Consider the following 21,820-nt stretch of genomic DNA (forward strand, 5'->3'; position numbering starts at 1 on the left):
CCAGACGATACACTTTGCCGCTGTTTGCTGAACAGATATCTGTGTAACAAGCTTGCTTACCGGCCTCGGGCGATTATGCTGGGCGCCGTTTTCGCTTATCGGAGTGCTTCATGTCCCGCCGTCTTCCCGTGATTCTGCTGCTTGTTGTCCTGCCGCTGTGGCTGGCCGCCAGTTATGGCCTGCGCTATGGCTTCATGGAGGACGCTCGTTGGGTCGGTGTCTGCGTCGACGAGGCAGGCCGCTGGGAGTGCCAGGCACGTTCCAGCCTGGGGCTGCTGATCCACTTCAAGGTCATGGGCTGGACGGCGCTGGCGACGGCTCTGATTGCCTTTGTGGTTCCAGGCCGTGCCGGCTGGGGGCTGGCGGTGCTGGCGCTGTTGTTCGGCATTCCAGCGTTGGCGCTCTACAACACCAGCCTGGCGGTGTTCGCCATTGTGATCGGCGCCTTGCGGCTGGTGCGGGCGCCGCGTGCGGTGGTGTAGGAGCGAAGCTTGCTCGCGATGAACGATGACGCGGTATTGCTAATACACCGCGGCGCCGCCATCGCGGGCAAGCCTCGCTCCTACGGGGTCTGATCAGGCTTTGCGAGCCCGCAAGCTGCGCCACAGTGCGGCGACCATCAGCACGTTGACCAGGGCCCAGCCCCAGGCCTGCTGGTTTTCCAGGCCTTCACGGTAGAGCTGGGGAGCAATGCCGGCGCCGATGATAAAGGTCAGCAGGGCGATTTCGCGACGTGGCACCCGCACCGGACGGCACAGGTAGACCAGCGCCGGCAGGAGCAGGGCCGCGCTGGGGAAGCTGCGATAGCGCGGGTCGAACACCAGCTCCAGCATCATCACCGCGGCGGCGAAACCAATGGCGGCGAGCAGCCACCCGGCATGTTTTTCCAGGCGATCGAAAGCGCGCTGGCGCCAGCCGGTGTGATTGTTCAGGCTCAGCGCCGCGTGGGCCAGCACCAGCAGGTTCAGGGCCAGCAACAGGGCTGCCCAGAGCCATTCACTGGCAAAGCGGCTGGTGACTCGCGCCAGCTCGCCCCAGGCGCCGATGGAGCAGGCGGCGAGGGCGCCGAGCAACGGCAGGACCAAGGCCGCGCGAGTGCTGCGGACGCGGCCGCCGAGGAGCAGCGTGGCGACAAAAATCACCCCGCCCACGCTCAGCCAGAATGGCCAGTACGGCAGGTTCGACACGGGCCCGGCGAGCACGCCCTTGTCTTGGCGATCGGCATCGAACAAGCCCCAGTAACCGCCGACTGCACCTTCGCTGGCGCGTTTCCACGGCTGGTCGAACGCTTCGATCAGGTTGTAATGCCAGCCATTGTGCTCAGCCATGACCACAAAACCACGGATGAACTTGGCCTCGTTGACCCGGCTCGGCAGGGCGGTTTCGCGCTGGCGGCCTTCGCTGGGCCAGCCGGTCTCGCCGATCATCACGTCCTTGGGCGCGAACTTGTTGCCGAACACCTGGCGCACCTGTGCCACGTGGTTCAGCGCGGCATCGATGTTCGATGGATCGTCTTCCCAATAAGGCAGCAGGTGGATGGTCAGGAAGTCCACCGCCGGTGCGATTTCCGGATGCTTGAGCCAGAACTCCCAGACGTCGGCGTAGGTGACCGGCTGCTTGACGTTAGCCTTGACCTTGTTGATCAGCCTGGCCAGTTGCGGCCCGGTGACTTCCTTGCGTAGCAGGGCTTCGTTGCCGACGATGACCGAGCTCACAACATCCGGGTTGGCATTGGCCGAGGCGATCAGCAGGTCGACCTCTTTTTCGGTGTCTACCGGGTTGCTGTTGACCCAGGCACCGATCATCAGCTTCAGGCCGTGCTTGCGCGCCAGGTCCGGCAAGGCTTCGAGACCGGTCATGGAATAGGTGCGGATGCATTCGAAGCGTGTCGCCAGCAGCGCCAGGTCGGCGTCCATGCGCTCCGGGCGCAGTTTGAACGGCTGGTCGAAGGGCGACTGGTCCTTGTCGAACGGGGTGTAGGACGCGCATTGCAGCTTGTGACTGGCGCTGGCGACATCCGGCAGCACCACCGGTTGGCCAAGGCCGTACCAGAAGCCGCAGAGGGCGAAGAGCCCCAGCAGGCAGGCGAATAGATAAGGCAGGAGCGGGAAGCGGGCAATCGAGGGCATGGTCAGGCCGTCAGGAAACAAAGCCGGGCATCTTACCCGGATTTGCCAATGCCCAGGTGGCCTGCATGATTTTGACATGCAAAGTTCGGGCGGGATTGGGCGACTGTTTTAGGCATGCCCTGATTACTGGCGAACTGGTGTCGTTGCTGAATGTTTTGAGGTCGCAGTCAGAGCAGGTCGCCTTTGGCGTCAGGTTGATGATCGACGCGTCAGGGCTCTCATAGGGCAATCGCGCTGATGTTCGAGCAAGTTGGTGGGGCGTGATGAGGGCGCCGTGCACCATAACAACAGGTTGACGCGGCTCGGCATCCGTCGGGCGCAGCACTTTCGGGGAAGTAACGATGAAGATGCGACGACTCTTGGGCGCAGGTGCCGGTCTGGTGCTTGCGATCAGTTCCACCCTGGCCAGCGCCGACAGCAAAACCCTGAGCATCGGCTATGTCGACGGCTGGTCGGACAGTGTGGCGACCACTTATGTAGCGTCTGAGGTGATCAAGCAGAAACTCGGTTATGACGTGAAGCTGCAGGCCGTGGCGACCGGGATCATGTGGCAGGGCGTGGCCACCGGCAAGCTGGACGCCATGCTGTCGGCCTGGCTGCCGGTGACCCACGGCGAGTACTGGACCAAGAACAAGGACAAGGTGGTCGACTACGGCCCCAACTTCAAGGACGCGAAAATCGGCTTGATCGTGCCGGAGTACGTCAAGGCCAAGAGCATCGCCGACCTGAAGGATGACACCACCTTCAAGAACAAGATCGTCGGTATCGATGCCGGTTCGGGCGTGATGCTCAAGACCGACCAGGCTATCAAGGACTATGGCCTGGACTACAAACTGCAAGCCAGTTCGGGTGCGGCGATGATCGCCGAGCTGACCCGTGCCGAAGAGAAAAAGGAGTCCATCGCGGTCACCGGCTGGGTGCCGCACTGGATGTTCGCCAAGTGGAAGCTGCGCTTCCTGGACGATCCGAAAGGGGTCTACGGTGCCGCGGAAACCGTCAACAGCATCGGCAGCAAAGGCCTGGAGAAGAAAGCGCCGGAGGTTGCAGCCTTCCTGAAGAAGTTCCAGTGGGCTTCCAAGGATGAAATCGGCGAGGTGATGCTGGCGATTCAAGAGGGCGCCAAGCCGGAAGCGGCGGCCAAGGATTGGGTGGCCAAACACCCAGAGCGCGTCGCCGAGTGGACCGCTAACTGATCGGCGAAGCGTCTGGGTCGCAGGTCTCAAGGCCGTCGGGTGTTCGCACCCGGCGGCTTTTTGGTTTTGGCCGCTGTAGAACTGTCTGTCGCGGGGATGTCGTTCTAATACTAAGGTCGTCTGGAAGCCGTCCGAGAGCCGCATAGAGTGGACTACGTTCCAACTAAAATCTGTGCTGCGAGGATAAAAACAATGAACGACAGCATTTACCTCTCGATTCAAAACAGCTCGCGTTTCAAGGAGCTGGTCAGCAAGCGCGAACGATTCGCCTGGATACTTTCGGCAATCATGCTCGGGCTCTATTCGGGCTTCATTCTGCTGATCGCCTACGGACCTCATGTACTGGGGGCGCAACTCAGTCCAGGGTCATCGATCACCTGGGGCATTCCCATTGGTGTCGGGCTGATTGTCTCGGCCTTTGTGCTGACCGGTATCTACGTGCGACGCGCCAATGGCGAATTCGACGACCTGAACAATGCGATTCTCAAGGAGGCTCAGCAATGATCCGGCGTCTATTGGCCTTATTTGGCGTCGCGGCCTTTGCCCCGAGTCTCTGGGCAGCCGACGCCCTGACCGGCGCAGTGCATAAGCAGCCGCTCAATGTCTCTGCGATCATCATGTTCGTGCTGTTCGTGGGAGCCACCCTGTGCATCACCTACTGGGCGTCCAAGCGTAACAAGTCGGCAGCCGACTACTATGCCGCGGGCGGCAAGATCACCGGTTTCCAGAACGGCCTGGCAATTGCTGGCGACTATATGTCGGCGGCGTCCTTCCTGGGGATTTCCGCCCTGGTGTTCACCTCCGGCTACGACGGCCTGATCTATTCGATCGGCTTCCTGGTGGGCTGGCCGATCATTCTGTTCCTGATCGCCGAGCGCCTGCGCAACCTGGGTAAATACACTTTCGCCGACGTGGCGTCCTATCGCCTGGGGCAGACCCAGATCCGCTCGCTGTCGGCCTGTGGCTCGCTGGTGGTGGTGGCGTTCTACCTGATCGCGCAAATGGTCGGTGCGGGCAAGCTGATCCAGCTGCTGTTCGGCCTCGATTACCATGTGGCGGTGATCCTGGTGGGCATCCTGATGGTGATGTACGTGCTGTTCGGCGGCATGTTGGCGACCACCTGGGTCCAGATCATCAAGGCGGTCCTGCTGCTGTCCGGCGCTTCGTTCATGGCGTTGATGGTCATGAAGCATGTCAACTTCGACTTCAACATGCTGTTCTCCGAAGCCGTGAAGGTTCACCCCAAGGGTGAAGCGATCATGAGCCCGGGCGGGCTGGTGAAGGATCCGATCTCGGCGTTCTCCCTCGGCCTGGCGTTGATGTTCGGTACTGCGGGCCTGCCGCACATCCTGATGCGCTTCTTCACCGTGAGCGACGCCAAGGAAGCGCGCAAGAGCGTGCTGTATGCCACCGGTTTCATCGGCTACTTCTACATCCTGACTTTCATCATCGGTTTTGGCGCGATCCTCCTGGTCAGCACCAACCCGGCGTTCAAGGATGCGGCGGGCGCCCTGCTCGGCGGCAACAACATGGCGGCGGTGCACCTGGCCAATGCCGTGGGCGGCAGCGTGTTCCTCGGCTTCATCTCGGCGGTGGCCTTCGCCACTATCCTGGCGGTGGTGGCTGGTTTGACCCTGGCTGGTGCCTCGGCGGTTTCCCACGACCTGTACGCCAGCGTGATCAAGAAGGGTAAGGCTAACGAGAAGGATGAAATTCGCGTCTCGAAGATCACCACCGTGTGCCTGGGTGTGCTGGCGATTGCCTTGGGCATCCTGTTCGAGAGCCAGAACATTGCGTTCATGGTCGGCCTGGCATTCTCCATTGCCGCGAGCTGCAACTTCCCGGTGCTGCTGCTTTCCATGTACTGGAAGAAGCTCACCACACGCGGCGCCATGGTTGGCGGCTGGCTGGGCCTGGTCAGCGCCGTTGGCCTGATGGTTCTCGGCCCGACCATCTGGGTGCAGATCCTCGGGCATGAAAAAGCCATCTTCCCTTACGAGTACCCGGCGCTGTTCTCGATGATCATTGCCTTTATCGGGATCTGGTTCTTCTCCATCACCGACAAGTCCACTGCGGCTGACAATGAGCGGGCGCTGTTCTTCCCGCAATTCGTGCGCTCGCAGACCGGCCTGGGAGCCAGCGGGGCGGTCTCGCACTAAGGCTCCTGTATATCGGCTTCTATATATAAGCTGAGCTGCAAACCGATGCCCCTGTCGAAAGACAGGGGCATTTTTATGGCCTCAAGGAATGCCTCGCCCTTTGTAGCCGCTGGCGCAGCCTGCGATCGAGTGCGCAGCGCTCGCAAGCTCGTTCAGCGTGAGAGTGATGTGGATTTGGTATTCCACATCCGCTGTGCGGCCGAATGCAGGCAGCTACGAGGGGGGGCACAAACAAATACGGCCTCTATAAAGAGGCCGTATCCGCTGCAGTCAAGACGTTAGCGCAAGGCAACAGGTCTTACTTGCGGTCTTCCAGCTTGGTGATGTCGCGCGACTCGTAGCCGGTGTACAGCTGGCGAGGACGGCCGATCTTGTAAGGGCTGGAGAGCATTTCTTTCCAGTGCGAGATCCAGCCGACGGTACGCGCCAGGGCGAAGATCACGGTGAACATGCTGGTCGGAATGCCGATTGCCTTGAGGATGATCCCCGAGTAGAAGTCGACGTTCGGGTACAGCGAGCGTTCGATGAAGTACGGGTCGGTCAGGGCGATCTCTTCCAGGCGCATGGCCAGTTCGAGTTGCGGATCGTTGGTGATGCCCAGTTCCTTCAACACTTCGTCGCAGGTCTGCTTCATGACGGTGGCGCGCGGGTCACGGTTCTTGTAGACGCGGTGACCGAAGCCCATCAGCTTGAACGGATCGTTCTTGTCCTTGGCCTTGGCGATGAACTTGTCGATGTTCGAGACATCGCCAATTTCGTCGAGCATGGTCAGTACGGCTTCGTTGGCGCCGCCGTGAGCCGGGCCCCAGAGTGCGGCGATGCCGGCAGCGATACAGGCAAACGGGTTGGCACCCGAGGAGCCTGCCAGGCGTACGGTGGAAGTCGAAGCGTTCTGCTCGTGGTCGGCGTGGAGGATGAAGATCCGGTCCATTGCCTTGGCCAGCACCGGGCTGATCGGTTTGATCTCGCACGGGGTGTTGAACATCATGTGCAGGAAGTTTTCCGCGTACGACAGGTCGTTGCGCGGGTACATCATGGGTTGGCCCATGGAGTACTTGTAAACCATCGCTGCCAGGGTCGGCATCTTGGCAACCAGGCGGATCGCGGAGATTTCGCGATGCTGCGGGTTATTGATGTCCAGGGAGTCGTGGTAGAAGGCCGAGAGCGCGCCGACTACGCCGCACATGACAGCCATCGGGTGGGCGTCGCGACGGAAGCCGTTGAAGAAGGTCTTCAACTGCTCGTGAACCATGGTGTGGTTCTTCACGTTGCTGACGAACTGGGCCTTCTGTTCTGCGGTTGGCAATTCGCCATTGAGCAGCAGATAGCAGGTTTCCAGGTAGTCCGACTTTTCAGCCAACTGCTCGATCGGGTAGCCGCGGTGCAACAGAATGCCGTTGTCGCCGTCGATATAGGTGATTTTCGACTCGCAGGAGGCGGTCGACATGAAACCCGGGTCAAAGGTGAAGCGGCCCGTGGCCGTCAAGCCGCGAACATCGATTACATCGGGACCAACGGTGCCGGTTAAAATGGGCAGCTCGACGGGGGCTGCGCCCTCGATGATCAACTGCGCTTTTTTGTCAGCCATGTGGCCTCCTATTTATGCTTGAAATCATCAGACAGACCCCCCACGCAGGGCCCGCACCACTATAGTGAGATAAATCCGAATGTCAATTTGCCTAAAGTCTTGCCCCAGAAGGCTTTAACCGGACTTTTTCCTCGAAATTCCCCGCCATTTACGCCTTTTATATGGCTAACGCAATGAGCTATTAGGGGAAGGTGATTGCGTTGTCATTAGTAGCCTAACTGTCTATACTCGGCCACCGACCGCCATGGGCTTTCGGGCCCGGTTTGATGGGGGTCGTCACTCCCTTGGTGGTGGGTACCTGACCAGTGCACTCCCCAACAACTTTGCCCTGATTGTTAGGGGCTCTTCAGTGTGAAAAAAAGCCGTGAATAGCCAACGACCTGTAAACCTAGACCTAAGGACCATCAAACTCCCCATCACCGGCGTTACGTCGTTTCTCCACCGTGTTTCCGGCATCATCCTCTTCCTGGGCATCGGCATCATGCTTTACGCATTGAGCAAATCCCTGGGCTCCGAGGAAGGTTATGCCGAGGTGAAGGCGTGCTTGACCAGTCCGCTGGCCAAATTCGTTGCGTGGGGCCTCCTGTCCGCCTTGCTTTATCACTTGGTGGCCGGTGTACGCCATCTGATCATGGACATGGGCATCGGTGAGACGCTGGAAGGCGGCAAGCTGGGCTCGAAAATCGTTATCGCCGTATCCGTGGTGGTAATCGTTCTGGCGGGAGTTTGGATATGGTAACCAGCGTTACGAACCTGTCGCGTTCGGGCCTTTATGACTGGATGGCACAGCGTGTGTCCGCGGTCGTTCTCGCGGCTTATTTCATTTTCCTGATCGGATACCTCGTTGCGAACCCGGGCCTTGGCTATGAGCAATGGCACGCCCTGTTCTCCAACAACTGGATGCGTATCTTCAGCCTGCTGGCCATGGTTGCTCTGGGCGCTCACGCCTGGGTCGGCATGTGGACCATTTCGACCGATTACCTGACGCCGATGGCGCTGGGCAAGTCGGCGACAGCAGTACGTTTCCTTTTCCAGGCAGTATGCGGCGTTGCGATGTTCGCCTACTTCGTCTGGGGTGTGCAGATTCTCTGGGGTATCTGATTCATGGCTAACATTCCAACCATTTCTTTCGACGCCATCATCATTGGCGGCGGCGGCGCCGGCATGCGTGCCGCACTGCAGCTGGCCCAGGGCGGCCACAAGACTGCGGTGATCACCAAGGTGTTCCCGACCCGTTCGCACACTGTGTCTGCCCAGGGCGGCATCACTTGCGCGATCGCCTCGGCGGACCCGAACGATGACTGGCGCTGGCATATGTACGATACCGTCAAGGGTTCCGACTATATCGGTGACCAGGACGCTATCGAATACATGTGTCAGGAAGGTCCGGCCGCGGTTTTCGAACTGGATCACATGGGCCTGCCGTTCTCCCGTACCGAAACCGGTCGTATCTACCAGCGTCCTTTCGGCGGTCAGTCCAAGGATTACGGTAAAGGCGGCCAGGCTGCCCGTACCTGCGCAGCTTCCGACCGTACCGGTCACGCACTGCTGCACACCCTTTATCAGGGCAACCTGAAAGCCGGCACCACCTTCCTGAACGAGTATTACGCCGTTGATCTGGTGAAGAACCAGGACGGCGCGTTCGTCGGTGTGATCGCGATCTGCATCGAAACCGGCGAAACCACCTACATCCGTGCCAAGGCCACCGTATTGGCTACCGGCGGTGCAGGTCGTATCTATGCGTCCACCACCAACGCCCTGATCAACACCGGCGACGGTGTAGGCATGGCGCTGCGTGCCGGCGTGCCGGTACAAGACATCGAAATGTGGCAGTTCCACCCGACCGGTATCGCCGGTGCCGGTGTACTGGTTACCGAAGGTTGCCGTGGTGAAGGTGGTTACCTGATCAACAAGCACGGCGAGCGTTTCATGGAGCGTTATGCTCCGAACGCCAAGGACCTTGCTGGTCGTGACGTTGTTGCCCGCTCGATGGTTAAGGAAATCATCGCTGGCAACGGTTGCGGTCCGAATGGCGACCACGTGATGCTCAAGCTCGACCACCTGGGCGAGGAAGTGCTGCACAGCCGTCTGCCAGGCATTTGCGAACTGTCCAAGACTTTCGCTCACGTCGATCCGGTGGTTGCTCCGGTTCCGGTTGTTCCGACTTGCCACTATATGATGGGCGGCGTTGCCACCAACATTCATGGCCAGGCGATCACTCAGAACGCCGAAGGCAACGACGAAATCATCCCTGGCCTGTTCGCAGTGGGTGAAGTGGCTTGCGTATCGGTTCACGGTGCCAACCGTCTGGGCGGCAACTCGCTGCTCGACCTGGTGGTATTCGGTCGCGCTGCCGGCCTGCACCTGGAAAAGGCGCTGACCGACGGTATCGAGTACGACGACGCTACCGACGCCGACATCAATGCGGCCCTGGCGCGCCTGTCCGCTCTGAACGAGCGTACCGATGGCGAAGACGTGGCTACCCTGCGTCGCGAGCTGCAAAGCTGCATGCAGAACTACTTCGGTGTATTCCGTACCGGCGAATACATGCAGAAGGGCATTGCCCAGCTGGCCGAGCTGCGTACCCGTATCGCCAACGTCAAGATCAACGACAAGTCTCAGGCGTTCAACACTGCACGTATCGAAGCACTGGAACTGCAGAACCTGCTGGAAGTGGCCGAAGCCACCGCCATCGCTGCCGAAGTGCGTAAAGAGTCCCGCGGTGCTCATGCCCGTGAAGACTTCGAAGACCGCGACGACGAAAACTGGCTGTGCCACACCCTGTACTTCCCGGGTGAGAAGCGCGTTGCCAAGCGTGCGGTTAACTTCTCGCCGAAGACTGTTCCGACTTTTGAACCAAAAGTCCGGACTTACTAAAGGGTGATCGATATGTTGCAAGTTGAAGTTTATCGTTACAACCCTGACACCGACTCGGCTCCGAAAACCCAGATTTTCCAGGTCGACACCGGTGGCAAGGACTTGATGGTGCTGGACGTGCTGGCCCTGATCAAAGAGCAGGACGAAGGTTTCTCCTACCGTCGTTCCTGCCGTGAAGGCGTTTGCGGTTCCGATGGCATGAACATCAACGGCAAGAACGGCCTGGCGTGCATCACGCCGCTGTCTGCCGTGGTCAAGAAGAACAAGCTGGTTGTTCGTCCGCTGCCAGGTTTGCCGGTTATCCGTGACCTGGTCGTCGATATGAGCATCTTCTACAAGCAATACGAGAAGGTGAAGCCATTCCTGCAGAACGACACGCCGGCTCCGGCCATCGAACGTCTGCAGTCCCCTGAAGAGCGCGAAAAGCTCGATGGTCTGTACGAGTGTATCCTGTGCGCTTGCTGCTCGACTTCCTGCCCGTCCTTCTGGTGGAACCCGGACAAGTTCCTGGGTCCAGCTGCTCTGCTGCAAGCCTACCGCTTCCTGGCAGACAGCCGCGACACCAAGACGTCCGAGCGTCTGGCTTCGCTGGATGATCCGTTCAGCGTATTCCGCTGCCGCGGCATCATGAACTGCGTCAACGTTTGTCCGAAAGGCCTGAACCCGACTAAGGCCATCGGTCACATACGTAACATGCTGCTGCAAAGCGGCGTGTGATTCAGCTGCTGTAACCCAGTTGTTGTAAAGGCAGGACCGCTGTACCCGTAGATGCTACGGCGCAGGCTTCAACCGGCGCCGTAGTTTTAAGCTGAGCAGCAGCTCACAAAGTTGCCGCTCGTATTTTGAAGAAATGAGACAAGCAGGGGCATCCGGGCTGGTACCCGGACTATCAGCGTGATCCTAAGTGGCTTGTTTTGGTCGCTGCACTCGGACTTTTGCAAGTTTGCTCGGTGTCTTCGCCGGTGGTGTTCCCCTAACCGAGGGTGACCAAGCATGCAAGAAAGCGTGATGCAGCGCATGTGGAACAGCGCCTACCTATCCGGTAGTAACGCTGCCTATGTGGAAGAGCTCTACGAGCTCTACCTGCACGACCCTAACGCTGTGCCAGAAGAGTGGCGCACTTACTTTCAGAAGTTGCCTACCGACGGCAGCACTGCCATCGATGTTTCGCACTCGACAATCCGCGATCATTTCGTGTTGCTGGCAAAGAACCAGCGCCGCGCCCAGCCGGTATCCGCCGGTAGCGTGAGCAGCGAGCACGAGAAGAAGCAAGTTGAAGTGCTGCGATTGATCCAGGCCTACCGTATGCGTGGCCACCAGGCAGCCCAGCTGGACCCGCTGGGGCTGTGGCAGCGTCCTGCACCTGCAGACCTGTCAATCAATCATTACGGCTTGACCAATGCCGATCTTGATACGACCTTCCGTGCCGGCGACCTGTTCATCGGCAAAGAGGAAGCGAGCCTACGCGAAATTCACGAAGCGTTGCAGCAGACATATTGCCGCACCATCGGCGCTGAATTTACGCACATCACCGATTCCGAGCAGCGCCAGTGGTTCCAGCAGCGTTTGGAAAGCGTGCGTGGCCGTCCGACGTACTCCACGGATATCAAGAGCCACCTGCTCGAGCGCGTCACAGCGGCGGAAGGCCTTGAAAAGTACCTGGGTACCAAATACCCGGGCACCAAGCGTTTCGGCCTGGAAGGCGGCGAAAGCCTGATTCCGATGCTCGACGAACTGATCCAGCGTTCCGGCTCCTACGGTACCAAGGAAGTCGTGATCGGCATGGCCCACCGTGGCCGCCTCAACGTTCTGGTCAACACCTTCGGCAAGAACCCGCGCGAGCTGTTCGACGAGTTCGAAGGCAAGAAGAAGGTCGAGCTGGGTTCCGGTGACGTTAAATACCACCAGGGCTTCTCGTCCAACGTGATGACCACCGGTGGCGAAGTTCACCTGGCCATGGCCTTCAACCCGTCCCACCTGGAGATCGTTTCGCCAGTGGTCGAGGGTTCGGTGCGCGCCCGTCAGGATCGTCGCAACGACCAGACCGGTGACAAGGTTCTGCCGATCTCCATCCACGGTGACGCTGCGTTCGCAGGTCAGGGCGTGGTGATGGAAACCTTCCAGATGTCGCAGACCCGCGGTTTCAAGACCGGCGGTACCGTGCACATCGTGATCAACAACCAGGTCGGTTTCACCATCAGCAACCCGCTGGACTCGCGCTCCACCGAGTACGCCACCGACGTCGCGAAAATGATCCAGGCGCCGATCCTCCATGTGAATGGTGATGATCCGGAAGCCGTACTGTTCGTGACCCAGCTGGCCATCGACTACCGCATGCAATACAAGCGCGATGTGGTGATCGACCTGGTCTGCTACCGCCGTCGCGGCCACAACGAAGCGGACGAGCCGAGCGGCACCCAGCCTCTGATGTACCAGCAGATCACCAAGCAGCGCACCACCCGTGAGCTGTATGCCGATCGCCTGGTCCAGGGCAGCGTGCTCGACGCCGAGCGTGTTCAGGCGAAAGTCGATGAATACCGCAACGCGCTGGACAACGGCCTGCACGTAGTGAAGAGCCTGGTCAAGGAACCGAACAAAGAGCTGTTCGTGGACTGGCGTCCGTACCTGGGCCACGCCTGGACTGCGCGTCACGACACCACCTTCGATCTGAAGACTTTGCAGGAACTGTCCGCCAAGCTGCTGGAGCTGCCGGAAGGCTTCGTGGTTCAGCGCCAGGTTGCGAAGATCTACGAAGACCGTCAGAAGATGCAAGCCGGCGGCCTGCCGATCAACTGGGGTTATGCCGAAACCATGGCATACGCGACCCTGGCGTTCGAAGGTCACCCGATCCGCATGACCGGCCAGGACATCGGCCGTGGTACGTTCTCGCACCGTCATGCGGTCCTGCACAACCAGAAAGACGCCAGCACCTACATTCCGCTGCAGCACCTGTATGACGGCCAGCCACGTTTCGACCTGTACGATTCGTTCCTGTCCGAAGAAGCCGTACTGGCATTCGAATACGGTTACTCGACCACCACGCCAAACGCGCTGGTGATCTGGGAAGCCCAGTTCGGTGACTTCGCCAACGGTGCCCAGGTCGTTATCGACCAGTTCATCACCAGTGGCGAGCACAAGTGGGGCCGTCTCTGCGGTCTGACCATGCTGCTGCCGCACGGTTATGAAGGTCAGGGGCCGGAGCACTCTTCGGCTCGTCTGGAGCGTTACCTGCAGCTGTGCGCCGAGCACAACATCCAGGTCTGCATGCCGACCACCCCGGCCCAGATCTACCACCTGCTGCGTCGTCAGGTGATTCGCCCGCTGCGCAAGCCGCTGGTGGTCCTGACTCCGAAGTCGCTGCTGCGTCACAAACTGGCCATCTCGACCCTGGAAGATCTGGCGGAAGGTTCGTTCCAGACCGTTATTCCGGAAATCGATGCCCAGGATCCAAAAGACGTGACTCGTCTGATTCTGTGCAGCGGCAAGGTCTACTACGACCTGCTGGAAAAACGCCGTGCCGAAGGCCGCGACGACATCGCCGTCGTGCGTATCGAGCAGCTGTACCCATTCCCTGAGGACGACTTGAACGAAGTCCTGGCTCCGTACACCAACCTCAAACATGTCGTTTGGTGTCAGGAAGAGCCGATGAACCAGGGGGCCTGGTACTGCAGCCAGCACCACATGCGCCGCATCGTTGGCAATCACGACAAGTCGCTCGTACTCGAGTACGCGGGCCGTGAAGCCTCTGCTGCACCTGCATGCGGTTACGCGTCGATGCACGCCGAGCAGCAGGAAAAACTGCTGCAAGATGCTTTCACTGTTTAACGCCTTCGCGCACCTGAAACCGAATTTAAGGAACCACAGATAATGGCTATCGAGATCAAAGCCCCCACTTTCCCGGAATCGGTTGCCGATGGCACCGTTGCCACCTGGCACAAAAAACCGGGCGACGCCGTCAAGCGCGACGAACTGATTGTCGACATCGAAACCGACAAGGTTGTGCTGGAAGTTCTGGCCACCGCTGACGGCGTGCTGGGCGCTATCGTCAAGAACGAAGGCGACACCGTTCTGTCCGACGAAGTACTGGGCTCCATCGCTGAAGGCGCTGCTGCAGCTGCTCCGGCCGCTGCAGCTGCCCCGGCTGCCGCTGCCGCAGCTCCAGCCGCCGAAGGCGAAGACGATCCAATCGCTGCTCCAGCCGCGCGCAAGCTGGCTGAAGAAAACGGCATCAACATCGCTTCCGTTGCCGGTACCGGCAAAGGCGGTCGTGTGACCAAGGAAGACGTGGTTGCAGCCGTTGCTGCCAAGAAAGCCGCTCCGGCTGCCGCGCCTGCCAAGGCTGCCGCTCCTGCCGCCGCCGCCCCAGTATTCGCTGCCGGCGACCGCGTCGAGAAGCGCGTTCCAATGACCCGTCTGCGTGCCAAGGTTGCCGAGCGTCTGGTCGAAGCCCAGTCGAACATGGCGATGCTGACCACCTTCAACGAAGTCGACATGACCGAAGTCATGGCTCTGCGTTCGAAGTACAAGGACCTGTTCGAGAAGTCCCACAACGGCGTACGCCTGGGCTTCATGTCGTTCTTCGTCAAGGCCGCTACCGAAGCGCTGAAGCGTTTCCCGGCGGTCAACGCCTCGATCGACGGCTCCGATATCGTTTACCACGGCTACGCCGACATCGGTGTTGCCGTGTCCAGCGATCGCGGCCTGGTGGTTCCGGTTCTGCGTAACGCCGAACTGATGAGCCTGGCTGAAATCGAAGGCGGCATTGCCACCTTCGGCAAGAAAGCCCGTGACGGCAAACTGTCGATGGAAGAGATGACCGGCGGTACTTTCACCATCACCAACGGTGGTACTTTCGGTTCGATGATGTCGACTCCGATCGTCAACCCACCACAAGCGGCAATCCTGGGCATGCACAACATTCTGCAGCGTCCTATGGCGATCAACGGTCAGGTGGTTATCCGCCCGATGATGTACCTGGCTCTGTCCTACGATCACCGTTTGATCGACGGTAAAGAAGCAGTGACCTTTCTGGTTACCATCAAGAACCTGCTGGAAGACCCGGCTCGTCTGCTGCTGGATATCTGATTTCGTAGCCTGGGCCGATCAGCGATGATCGGCCTTTCGCCGAAACGAACAGCTTCGTCCCACGACGGCCTCCACAAGGGGCCGTCCGGTTTGATTCGAGAAGGAATGACACATGACTCAGAAATTCGACGTGGTAGTGATTGGCGCAGGCCCTGGCGGCTATGTAGCTGCCATTAAAGCTGCGCAACTCGGCCTCACGACTGCCTGCATCGAGAAATATACCGACAAGGAGGGCAAGCTGGCCCTCGGCGGTACTTGCCTGAACGTCGGCTGCATCCCTTCCAAGGCGCTGCTGGACAGCTCCTGGAAATTCCACGAAGCCCAAGACGGTTTCGCGATCCACGGTATCAGCCACGCTGGTGTGTCCATGGACGTGCCGGCGATGGTCGGCCGCAAGGCCAACATCGTGAAGAACCTGACCAGCGGTGTTGCCACCCTGTTCAAGGCCAACGGCGTGACCTCCATCCAGGGCCACGGCAAACTGCTGGCTGGCAAGAAAGTTGAAGTCACCAAGCCAGACGGCTCGGTGGAAGTGATCGAAGCCGAGAACGTCATCCTGGCGCCAGGCTCCCGTCCAATCGACATCCCGCCTGCTCCGGTCGATCAGAAAGTGATCGTCGACTCCACTGGCGCGCTGGAATTCCAATCCGTGCCAAAACGCCTGGGCGTGATCGGCGCTGGCGTGATCGGTCTGGAACTGGGTTCGGTATGGTCCCGTCTGGGCGCTGAAGTGACCGTCCTGGAAGCCCTGGACACCTTCCTGATGGCTGCCGACACCGCGGTCTCCAAGGAAGCGCTGAAAACCCTGACCAAACAGGGCCTGGACATCAAGCTGGGCGCTCGTGTTACCGGTTCCAAGGTCAACGGCGAAGAAGTAGTCGTGACCTACACCGATGCCAACGGCGAACAGAACATCACTTTCGACAAGCTGATCGTAGCCGTTGGTCGCCGTCCGGTGACCACTGATCTGCTGGCTGCCGATTGCGGCGTGACCCTCGACGAGCGCGGTTTCGTGCACGTTGACGATCACTGCGCTACCACCGTGCCGGGCGTTTACGCCATCGGCGACGTGGTGCGCGGCATGATGCTGGCTCACAAGGCCTCGGAAGAGGGCATCATGGTTGTCGAGCGCATCAAGGGCCACAAGGCTCAGATGAACTATGATCTGATCCCTTCGGTTATTTATACTCACCCGGAAATCGCATGGGTTGGTAAGACCGAGCAGACCTTGAAAGCTGAAGGCGTTGAAGTTAACGTCGGCACCTTCCCGTTCGCAGCCAGCGGCCGTGCCATGGCAGCCAACGACACCGGCGGTTTCGTAAAAGTCATCGCTGATGCCAAGACTGACCGCGTACTGGGCGTTCACGTGATCGGCCCAAGCGCGGCAGAACTGGTTCAGCAAGGTGCAATCGGCATGGAATTCGGCACCAGCGCCGAAGACCTGGGCATGATGGTCTTCTCCCATCCGACCCTGTCCGAAGCCCTGCACGAAGCAGCACTGGCAGTGAATGGCGGCGCCATCCACATCGCCAACCGCAAAAAGCGTTAAGACAATAAGAAACCACGGCGGATTGCCCGTCGTGAGCCTTGCGAGCAAGACTCACCGCGGAACGTCCGCTGGACTCGACCTCACGGGAATCTTCATGTGTTGTGCCGCAGCCCAGGCTGCGGATGCGGGGCAGGGGAGTCCGGTGGGGAGCGGTCACAGGTGGCGCGGCACTCATCAAGAGCGCAGCGCCGAATGCGCAGTACCTAACGAAGACGGTAAAAAGCATGAATCTTCACGAGTATCAGGGTAAGCAGCTGTTCGCTGAATACGGCCTGCCAGTATCCAAAGGCTACGCGGTAGACACCCCGGAAGAAGCAGCAGAAGCTTGCGACAAGATCGGCGGCTCCGAGTGGGTTGTCAAAGCCCAGGTTCACGCCGGTGGTCGCGGTAAAGCGGGCGGCGTAAAGCTGGTTCGCAGCAAAGAAGACGCTAAAGCATTCGCTCAACAGTGGTTGGGCAAGCGTCTGGTGACTTACCAGACTGACGCCAATGGTCAGCCAGTCACCAAGATCCTGGTTGAATCGTGCACTGATATCGCTAAAGAGCTGTACCTGGGCGCTGTCGTCGACCGTTCGAGCCGTCGCATCGTGTTCATGGCTTCCACCGAAGGTGGCGTGGACATCGAGAAAATCGCTCACGACACCCCTGAGAAAATCCTCAAGGCCACTATCGATCCACTGGTTGGCGCTCAGCCATTCCAGGGTCGCGAGCTGGCTTTCCAGCTGGGTCTGGAAGGCAAGCAAGTTGCCCAGTTCGCCAAGATCTTCGTAGGCCTGGCCAAACTGTTCCAGGACCACGATCTGGCACTGCTGGAAGTGAACCCGCTGGTGATCAAGGCTGATGGCGATCTGCACTGCCTGGACGCGAAGATCAACATCGACGCCAACGCCATGTACCGTCAGCCTAAGCTGAAGACTTTCCACGATCCGTCGCAGGACGATCCGCGCGAAGCGCACGCTGCCAAGTTCGAACTGAACTACGTAGCGCTGGAAGGCAACATCGGCTGCATGGTCAACGGTGCCGGCCTGGCCATGGGTACCATGGACATCGTCAACCTGCACGGCGGCAAGCCAGCCAACTTCCTCGACGTAGGTGGTGGTGCTACCAAAGAGCGCGTGACCGAAGCCTTCAAGATCATCCTGTCCGACGCCAACGTCGCTGCAGTACTGGTCAACATCTTCGGCGGCATCGTTCGTTGCGACATGATTGCCGAAGGCATCATCGGTGCAGTGAAAGAAGTCGGCGTGAAAATCCCGGTTGTTGTTCGCCTTGAAGGCAACAACGCTGAACTGGGCGCTAAAGTACTGGCAGAAAGCGGCTTGAACATCATCGCTGCTACCAGCCTGACCGACGCTGCTCAACAAGTTGTCAAAGCTGCGGAGGGCAAATAATGAGCGTCCTGATCAATAAAGACACCAAAGTTATCTGCCAGGGTATTACCGGTTCGCAAGGTAGTTTCCACACCCAGCAAGCCATCGAATACGGCACCAAGATGGTTGGCGGCGTAACTCCGGGCAAAGGCGGCACCGAGCACCTGGGCCTGCCTGTCTTCAACACCGTGAAAGACGCTGTAGCTGCCACTGGCGCCACCGCCAGCGTGATCTACGTTCCAGCTCCTTTCTGCAAGGACTCCATCCTGGAAGCGGCTTTCGGCGGCATCAAGCTGATCGTCTGCATCACCGAAGGCATTCCTACCCTGGATATGCTGGATGCCAAGGTCAAGTGCGACGAACTGGGTGTTACCCTGATCGGCCCTAACTGCCCAGGCGTGATCACTCCAGGCGAATGCAAGATCGGCATCATGCCAGGTCACATTCACTTGCCAGGCAAGGTCGGTATCGTTTCCCGTTCCGGCACCCTGACTTACGAAGCCGTGAAGCAGACCACTGACGCCGGTTTCGGTCAGTCCACTTGCGTCGGCATCGGTGGTGACCCGATCCCAGGCTCCAACTTCATCGACATCCTGAAGCTGTTCCAGGAAGACCCGAAGACCGAAGCGATCGTGATGATCGGTGAGATCGGCGGTTCGGCTGAAGAAGAAGCGGCTGCCTACATCAAGGCTAACGTGACCAAGCCGGTTGTTTCCTACATCGCTGGTGTGACTGCTCCTCCGGGCAAGCGCATGGGCCATGCTGGCGCAATCATCTCTGGCGGCAAAGGCACTGCAGACGAGAAATTCGCTGCTCTGCAAGACGCAGGCGTGAAAACCGTGCGTTCGCTGGCAGACATCGGCAAGGCCCTGGCCGAGCTGACTGGCTGGGCTGTCAAGTAAGCCTCGCGCTTAGCTTGTAACTCTGCTGACAAAGGCCACCTTCGGGTGGCCTTTGTGCTTTCCGGCCATTGGCAAGGGCTCGCGATCATGGCCAACGGCTATTTATCTATATAAACGCGACATGGAAATGTCGCTTATCGGACAGCTCGCCCTCTAACAGTGCGTTCGTCTTACAAATTCGGTAGTCTAGCCGCCTCTTTTGCGTCTGCGTCCCATAAGGAAGCTGCGCGCTAAACGGGTCAGTCCTATACGGACCGACAGCATTTCCCTCACCCATAAGGGAAATCCCTCTCTAAATTCCGATTCAGTAGTGTGGTATTTCCTTAATGAAAGTGTTGAAAGGCCAGGACATTCTGGCGCTTGGTTTTATGACCTTTGCCCTATTCGTTGGGGCCGGCAACATCATCTTCCCGCCTATCGTCGGCTTGCAGTCCGGACCTCATGTCTGGATCGCGGCGCTGGGCTTCCTGATCACCGCCGTAGGCCTGCCGGTAGTCACCGTCGTGGCCCTGGCCAAGGTCGGCGGCGCGATGGACGCGCTGAGCAGCCCGATCGGCAAGATCGCCGGTGGCCTGCTGGCAGCGGTCTGCTACCTGGCGGTAGGCCCGTTGTTCGCGACGCCGCGTACTGCGACCGTGTCTTTCGAGGTGGGCCTGGCGCCCTTGACCGGCGAAAGCCCGCTGGCGCTGTTCCTCTATAGCTCGGTTTACTTCCTGCTGGTGTTTTTCATCTCCCTTTATCCAGGGCGCCTGCTGGACACCGTTGGGCGTTTCCTCGCACCGCTGAAAATCATTGCCCTGGCCGTGCTGGGCATTGCCGCATTCGCCTTGCCTGCCGGTGATATCGGTACTGCGACGCCCGAATACGTGGCGGCGCCGTTCTCCCAGGGCTTCATCAATGGCTACCTGACCATGGATACCCTGGGCGCGCTGGTGTTTGGCATCGTCATCGTCAATGCCATTCGTTCCCGTGGCGTCGAGTCGCCACGCCTGATCACCCGTTACGCGATCATCGCCGGGCTGATTGCCGGGATCGGCCTGGCGCTGGTGTACGTCAGCCTGTTCCGCCTGGGGGCGGGCAGCCACGAAGTTGCAGCCGGTGCCACCAATGGTGCAGCGGTGCTGCACGCTTATGTGCAACACACCTTCGGTTCCCTGGGCAGTGGTTTCCTCGCCGTACTGATCTCCCTGGCCTGCCTGGTGACCGCGGTCGGCCTGACCTGTGCGTGCGCCGAATACTTCAGCCGCGTGCTGCCGTTGTCCTACAAGACTCTGGTGATTATCCTGGCGGCGTTTTCGCTGCTGGTGTCGAACCTGGGCCTGACCAAGCTGATCGCTTTCTCCATCCCGGTGCTGACTGCCATTTACCCGCCGTGCATCGCCCTGGTGGCCCTGAGCTTCTGCAAGGACTTCTGGCATGAGCAGGGCCGTATCGTCGGTCCGGTGATGCTGGTGTCCTTCCTGTTCGGCCTGATCGACGCGCTCAAGGGCGCCGGCCTGGCGGACTGGATGCCAACCCAGTTGATGCACCTACCGCTGAGCGAACAAGGCCTGGCGTGGCTGGTGCCTTCGTTCATGACGCTGGTGGTCGCGGTAGTCTGCGATCGCCTGCTGGGCAAACGCAGCGAAGCGCTGGCCTAAGCCGCCATTTGCCTGGGACCCGTCACGAGCGGGTGCCCGGCAGCCATAAAAATGCCCCGTATCCAACGATGCGGGGCATTTTTTATGGGCGGGGCATGGTGTCTTTTTTCCTCGATCAACGTCGAAGCAGTGCCAGTTGTATCCGCACTCTGCCAAACGCCTATCCGGGAACCTGCATGTCGTTCGTCGAAGCCAACCTGATCCATCTCATCGCCGCGCTCTGGTTTGTCATCTGCTGGGGCGGCTACACCCGCTACGCCACATGGAAGGGTCGCGACACCGCGTGCCTGGCCAGCGTGCTGCATTTGTACCGGGAAGACTGGATGCGCCGCATGCTGCTGCGCGACAACCGTATCGCCGACGCCAGCGTGATCGGCAACCTGGAGCGCAATGCGTCGTTCTTTGCCTCCAGTACCCTGATTATCCTCGCCGGTATCCTCACGGTGCTTGGCTCGTCCGAGCGTGCGGTGTCGCTGTTGGCCGACATTCCCATGGTGCAGCAGGCCTCCCAGGGTATGTCGGAGATCAAGCTGCTGTGCCTGGCCCTGGTGTTCGTCTACGCCTTCTTCACCTTCAGCTGGTGCATGCGCCAATACAACTTCGCGGCCATTCTCGTGGGTTCGGCGCCCATGATCGGTGAGCGACATGTTTCCGAACAGGAGCGAAAAGCCTTTGCAATGCGGGCCGCGCGGGTGATTTCCATGGCCGCCAACCAGTTCAACTTTGGCCTGCGCTCCTATTACTTCGGCATGAGCATGCTGGCCTGGTTCGTCAGCCCCTGGCTGTTCATGTTGATGAGTGCGGGCGTGGTTCTGGTGTTGTACCGCCGGGAGTTTCACTCCGACGTGTTGGACGTGATGGTCTATACCCCTACAGAGGCACCATTGCCCGAGGCGAACAAGGAGATTGCCTGATGAGTATTGCGTTCTGGTGTGTGTTTATCAGCGCGTTGCTGATTTACGTGGCGCGAATGCCGGTGGCCAAGGCCATGAAAGAGCAGGGCGGCTATGACAATCACCTGCCACGCCAGCAGCAGGCGCAGCTCACGGGGTTCGGCGCCAGGGCAGTGGCGGCGCACCAGAACAGCTTCGAAGCCTTCATGTTGTTTGCCGTCGGCGTGCTGATGGCCCACGCCACCCAGACCCAGGGCTGGTTGATCGACAGCCTGGCAATCGTCTTTGTCATTACGCGGGTTATCTATCTGCTTTGCTATTGGGCGGATCTTGCCTGGCAGCGCAGCCTGGTCTGGTTTATCGGCCTGCTCTGTTCATTGCTGCTGATGCTTAGTCCGACTTTTCGCAGCCTGTTGGCTTAGAGCTTATTCCAGG

Annotated in this window: 19 protein-coding genes; 16 read left to right on the forward strand and 3 right to left on the reverse strand. The window is 59.6% G+C overall.

All coding sequences use genetic code 11. From position 1 onward, the window contains the following. The first annotated feature begins 110 nt into the window (after positions 1-110). The gene (locus BLV20_RS17205) at positions 111-482 is read left to right on the forward strand and encodes a hypothetical protein (protein ID WP_092303455.1); all 372 of its coding nucleotides are present in this window, start codon (positions 111-113) and stop codon (positions 480-482) included. A 93-nt stretch (positions 483-575) separates the two neighbouring features. On the opposite strand, the gene BLV20_RS17210 is transcribed toward BLV20_RS17205, so the two are convergent. Next, on the reverse strand, positions 576-2,129 hold the full coding sequence (locus BLV20_RS17210; protein ID WP_092303652.1) for a glycoside hydrolase family 17 protein: 1,554 nt from the start codon (positions 2,127-2,129) through the stop codon (positions 576-578). A 10-nt stretch (positions 2,130-2,139) separates the two neighbouring features. Next, positions 2,140-2,529, reverse strand: coding sequence for a hypothetical protein (locus BLV20_RS31450; protein ID WP_175540217.1), 390 nt, complete (start codon positions 2,527-2,529; stop codon positions 2,140-2,142). Between BLV20_RS31450 and BLV20_RS17215 the strand changes: the two genes are divergently transcribed. From BLV20_RS17215 to BLV20_RS17225, 3 genes are all read left to right on the forward strand, one after another. Further along, positions 2,471-3,322 (forward strand): glycine betaine ABC transporter substrate-binding protein, encoded by an 852-nt coding sequence (locus tag BLV20_RS17215; RefSeq protein ID WP_092303457.1) that lies wholly within the window; start codon positions 2,471-2,473, stop codon positions 3,320-3,322. The genes BLV20_RS31450 and BLV20_RS17215 overlap by 59 nt on opposite strands. Before the next feature lie 192 nt (positions 3,323-3,514). Further along, on the forward strand, positions 3,515-3,826 hold the full coding sequence (locus BLV20_RS17220) for a DUF485 domain-containing protein (RefSeq protein WP_092303459.1): 312 nt from the start codon (positions 3,515-3,517) through the stop codon (positions 3,824-3,826). Further along, entirely contained in the window at positions 3,823-5,481 is a 1,659-nt protein-coding gene (locus BLV20_RS17225; RefSeq protein ID WP_092303461.1) for a cation acetate symporter, read from the forward strand. The genes BLV20_RS17220 and BLV20_RS17225 overlap by 4 nt, the downstream gene beginning before the upstream one ends. A 298-nt stretch (positions 5,482-5,779) precedes the next feature. Here BLV20_RS17225 and gltA read toward each other — a convergent pair whose 3' ends face one another. Next, positions 5,780-7,069 (reverse strand): citrate synthase, encoded by a 1,290-nt coding sequence (gene gltA / locus BLV20_RS17230; protein ID WP_092303463.1) that lies wholly within the window; start codon positions 7,067-7,069, stop codon positions 5,780-5,782. 364 nt (positions 7,070-7,433) lie between these two features. On the opposite strand from gltA, the gene sdhC reads away from it, so the two are divergent. The 12 genes from sdhC (at position 7,434) to BLV20_RS17290 (ending at position 21,807) form a co-directional block, all read left to right on the forward strand. Then, on the forward strand, positions 7,434-7,808 hold the full coding sequence (gene sdhC / locus BLV20_RS17235; protein ID WP_011060048.1) for a succinate dehydrogenase, cytochrome b556 subunit: 375 nt from the start codon (positions 7,434-7,436) through the stop codon (positions 7,806-7,808). Next, positions 7,802-8,170: a succinate dehydrogenase, hydrophobic membrane anchor protein gene (sdhD, locus tag BLV20_RS17240; RefSeq protein WP_023968361.1), complete on the forward strand. Its 369-nt coding sequence runs from the start codon at positions 7,802-7,804 to the stop codon at positions 8,168-8,170. The genes sdhC and sdhD overlap by 7 nt, the downstream gene beginning before the upstream one ends. Before the next feature lie 3 nt (positions 8,171-8,173). Then, positions 8,174-9,946: a succinate dehydrogenase flavoprotein subunit gene (gene sdhA, locus BLV20_RS17245; RefSeq protein ID WP_007931499.1), complete on the forward strand. Its 1,773-nt coding sequence runs from the start codon at positions 8,174-8,176 to the stop codon at positions 9,944-9,946. Between the two features lie 12 nt (positions 9,947-9,958). Next, positions 9,959-10,663: a succinate dehydrogenase iron-sulfur subunit gene (locus BLV20_RS17250; protein WP_092303465.1), complete on the forward strand. Its 705-nt coding sequence runs from the start codon at positions 9,959-9,961 to the stop codon at positions 10,661-10,663. Positions 10,664-10,939: 276 nt separating this feature from the next. Then, positions 10,940-13,771: a 2-oxoglutarate dehydrogenase E1 component gene (locus tag BLV20_RS17255; protein ID WP_092303467.1), complete on the forward strand. Its 2,832-nt coding sequence runs from the start codon at positions 10,940-10,942 to the stop codon at positions 13,769-13,771. 42 nt (positions 13,772-13,813) lie between these two features. Next, the gene (gene odhB / locus BLV20_RS17260) at positions 13,814-15,031 is read left to right on the forward strand and encodes a 2-oxoglutarate dehydrogenase complex dihydrolipoyllysine-residue succinyltransferase (RefSeq protein ID WP_092303469.1); all 1,218 of its coding nucleotides are present in this window, start codon (positions 13,814-13,816) and stop codon (positions 15,029-15,031) included. Between the two features lie 112 nt (positions 15,032-15,143). Then, positions 15,144-16,580, forward strand: a complete 1,437-nt coding sequence (gene lpdA, locus BLV20_RS17265; protein ID WP_025805261.1) for a dihydrolipoyl dehydrogenase — start codon at positions 15,144-15,146, stop codon at positions 16,578-16,580. A gap of 224 nt (positions 16,581-16,804) precedes the next feature. Continuing rightward, positions 16,805-17,971 carry an ADP-forming succinate--CoA ligase subunit beta gene (gene sucC, locus BLV20_RS17270; protein WP_025128638.1) on the forward strand — a complete coding sequence of 389 codons (1,167 nt, stop codon included), beginning with the start codon at positions 16,805-16,807 and terminating at the stop codon, positions 17,969-17,971. Beyond that, entirely contained in the window at positions 17,971-18,852 is an 882-nt protein-coding gene (gene sucD / locus BLV20_RS17275; protein WP_007931513.1) for a succinate--CoA ligase subunit alpha, read from the forward strand. The genes sucC and sucD overlap by 1 nt, the downstream gene beginning before the upstream one ends. A 326-nt stretch (positions 18,853-19,178) precedes the next feature. Further along, positions 19,179-20,492: a branched-chain amino acid transport system II carrier protein gene (gene brnQ / locus BLV20_RS17280; protein ID WP_092303471.1), complete on the forward strand. Its 1,314-nt coding sequence runs from the start codon at positions 19,179-19,181 to the stop codon at positions 20,490-20,492. Between the two features lie 176 nt (positions 20,493-20,668). Next, positions 20,669-21,406 (forward strand): DUF599 domain-containing protein, encoded by a 738-nt coding sequence (locus BLV20_RS17285; RefSeq protein WP_092303473.1) that lies wholly within the window; start codon positions 20,669-20,671, stop codon positions 21,404-21,406. Continuing rightward, entirely contained in the window at positions 21,406-21,807 is a 402-nt protein-coding gene (locus BLV20_RS17290) for an MAPEG family protein (protein ID WP_092303475.1), read from the forward strand. Before BLV20_RS17285 ends, BLV20_RS17290 begins: the two co-directional genes overlap by 1 nt. The last annotated feature ends 13 nt before the right edge of the window (positions 21,808-21,820 follow it).

Source organism: Pseudomonas sp. NFIX28 (assembly GCF_900107395.1).
Taxonomy (GTDB): Bacteria; Pseudomonadota; Gammaproteobacteria; order Pseudomonadales; family Pseudomonadaceae; genus Aquipseudomonas.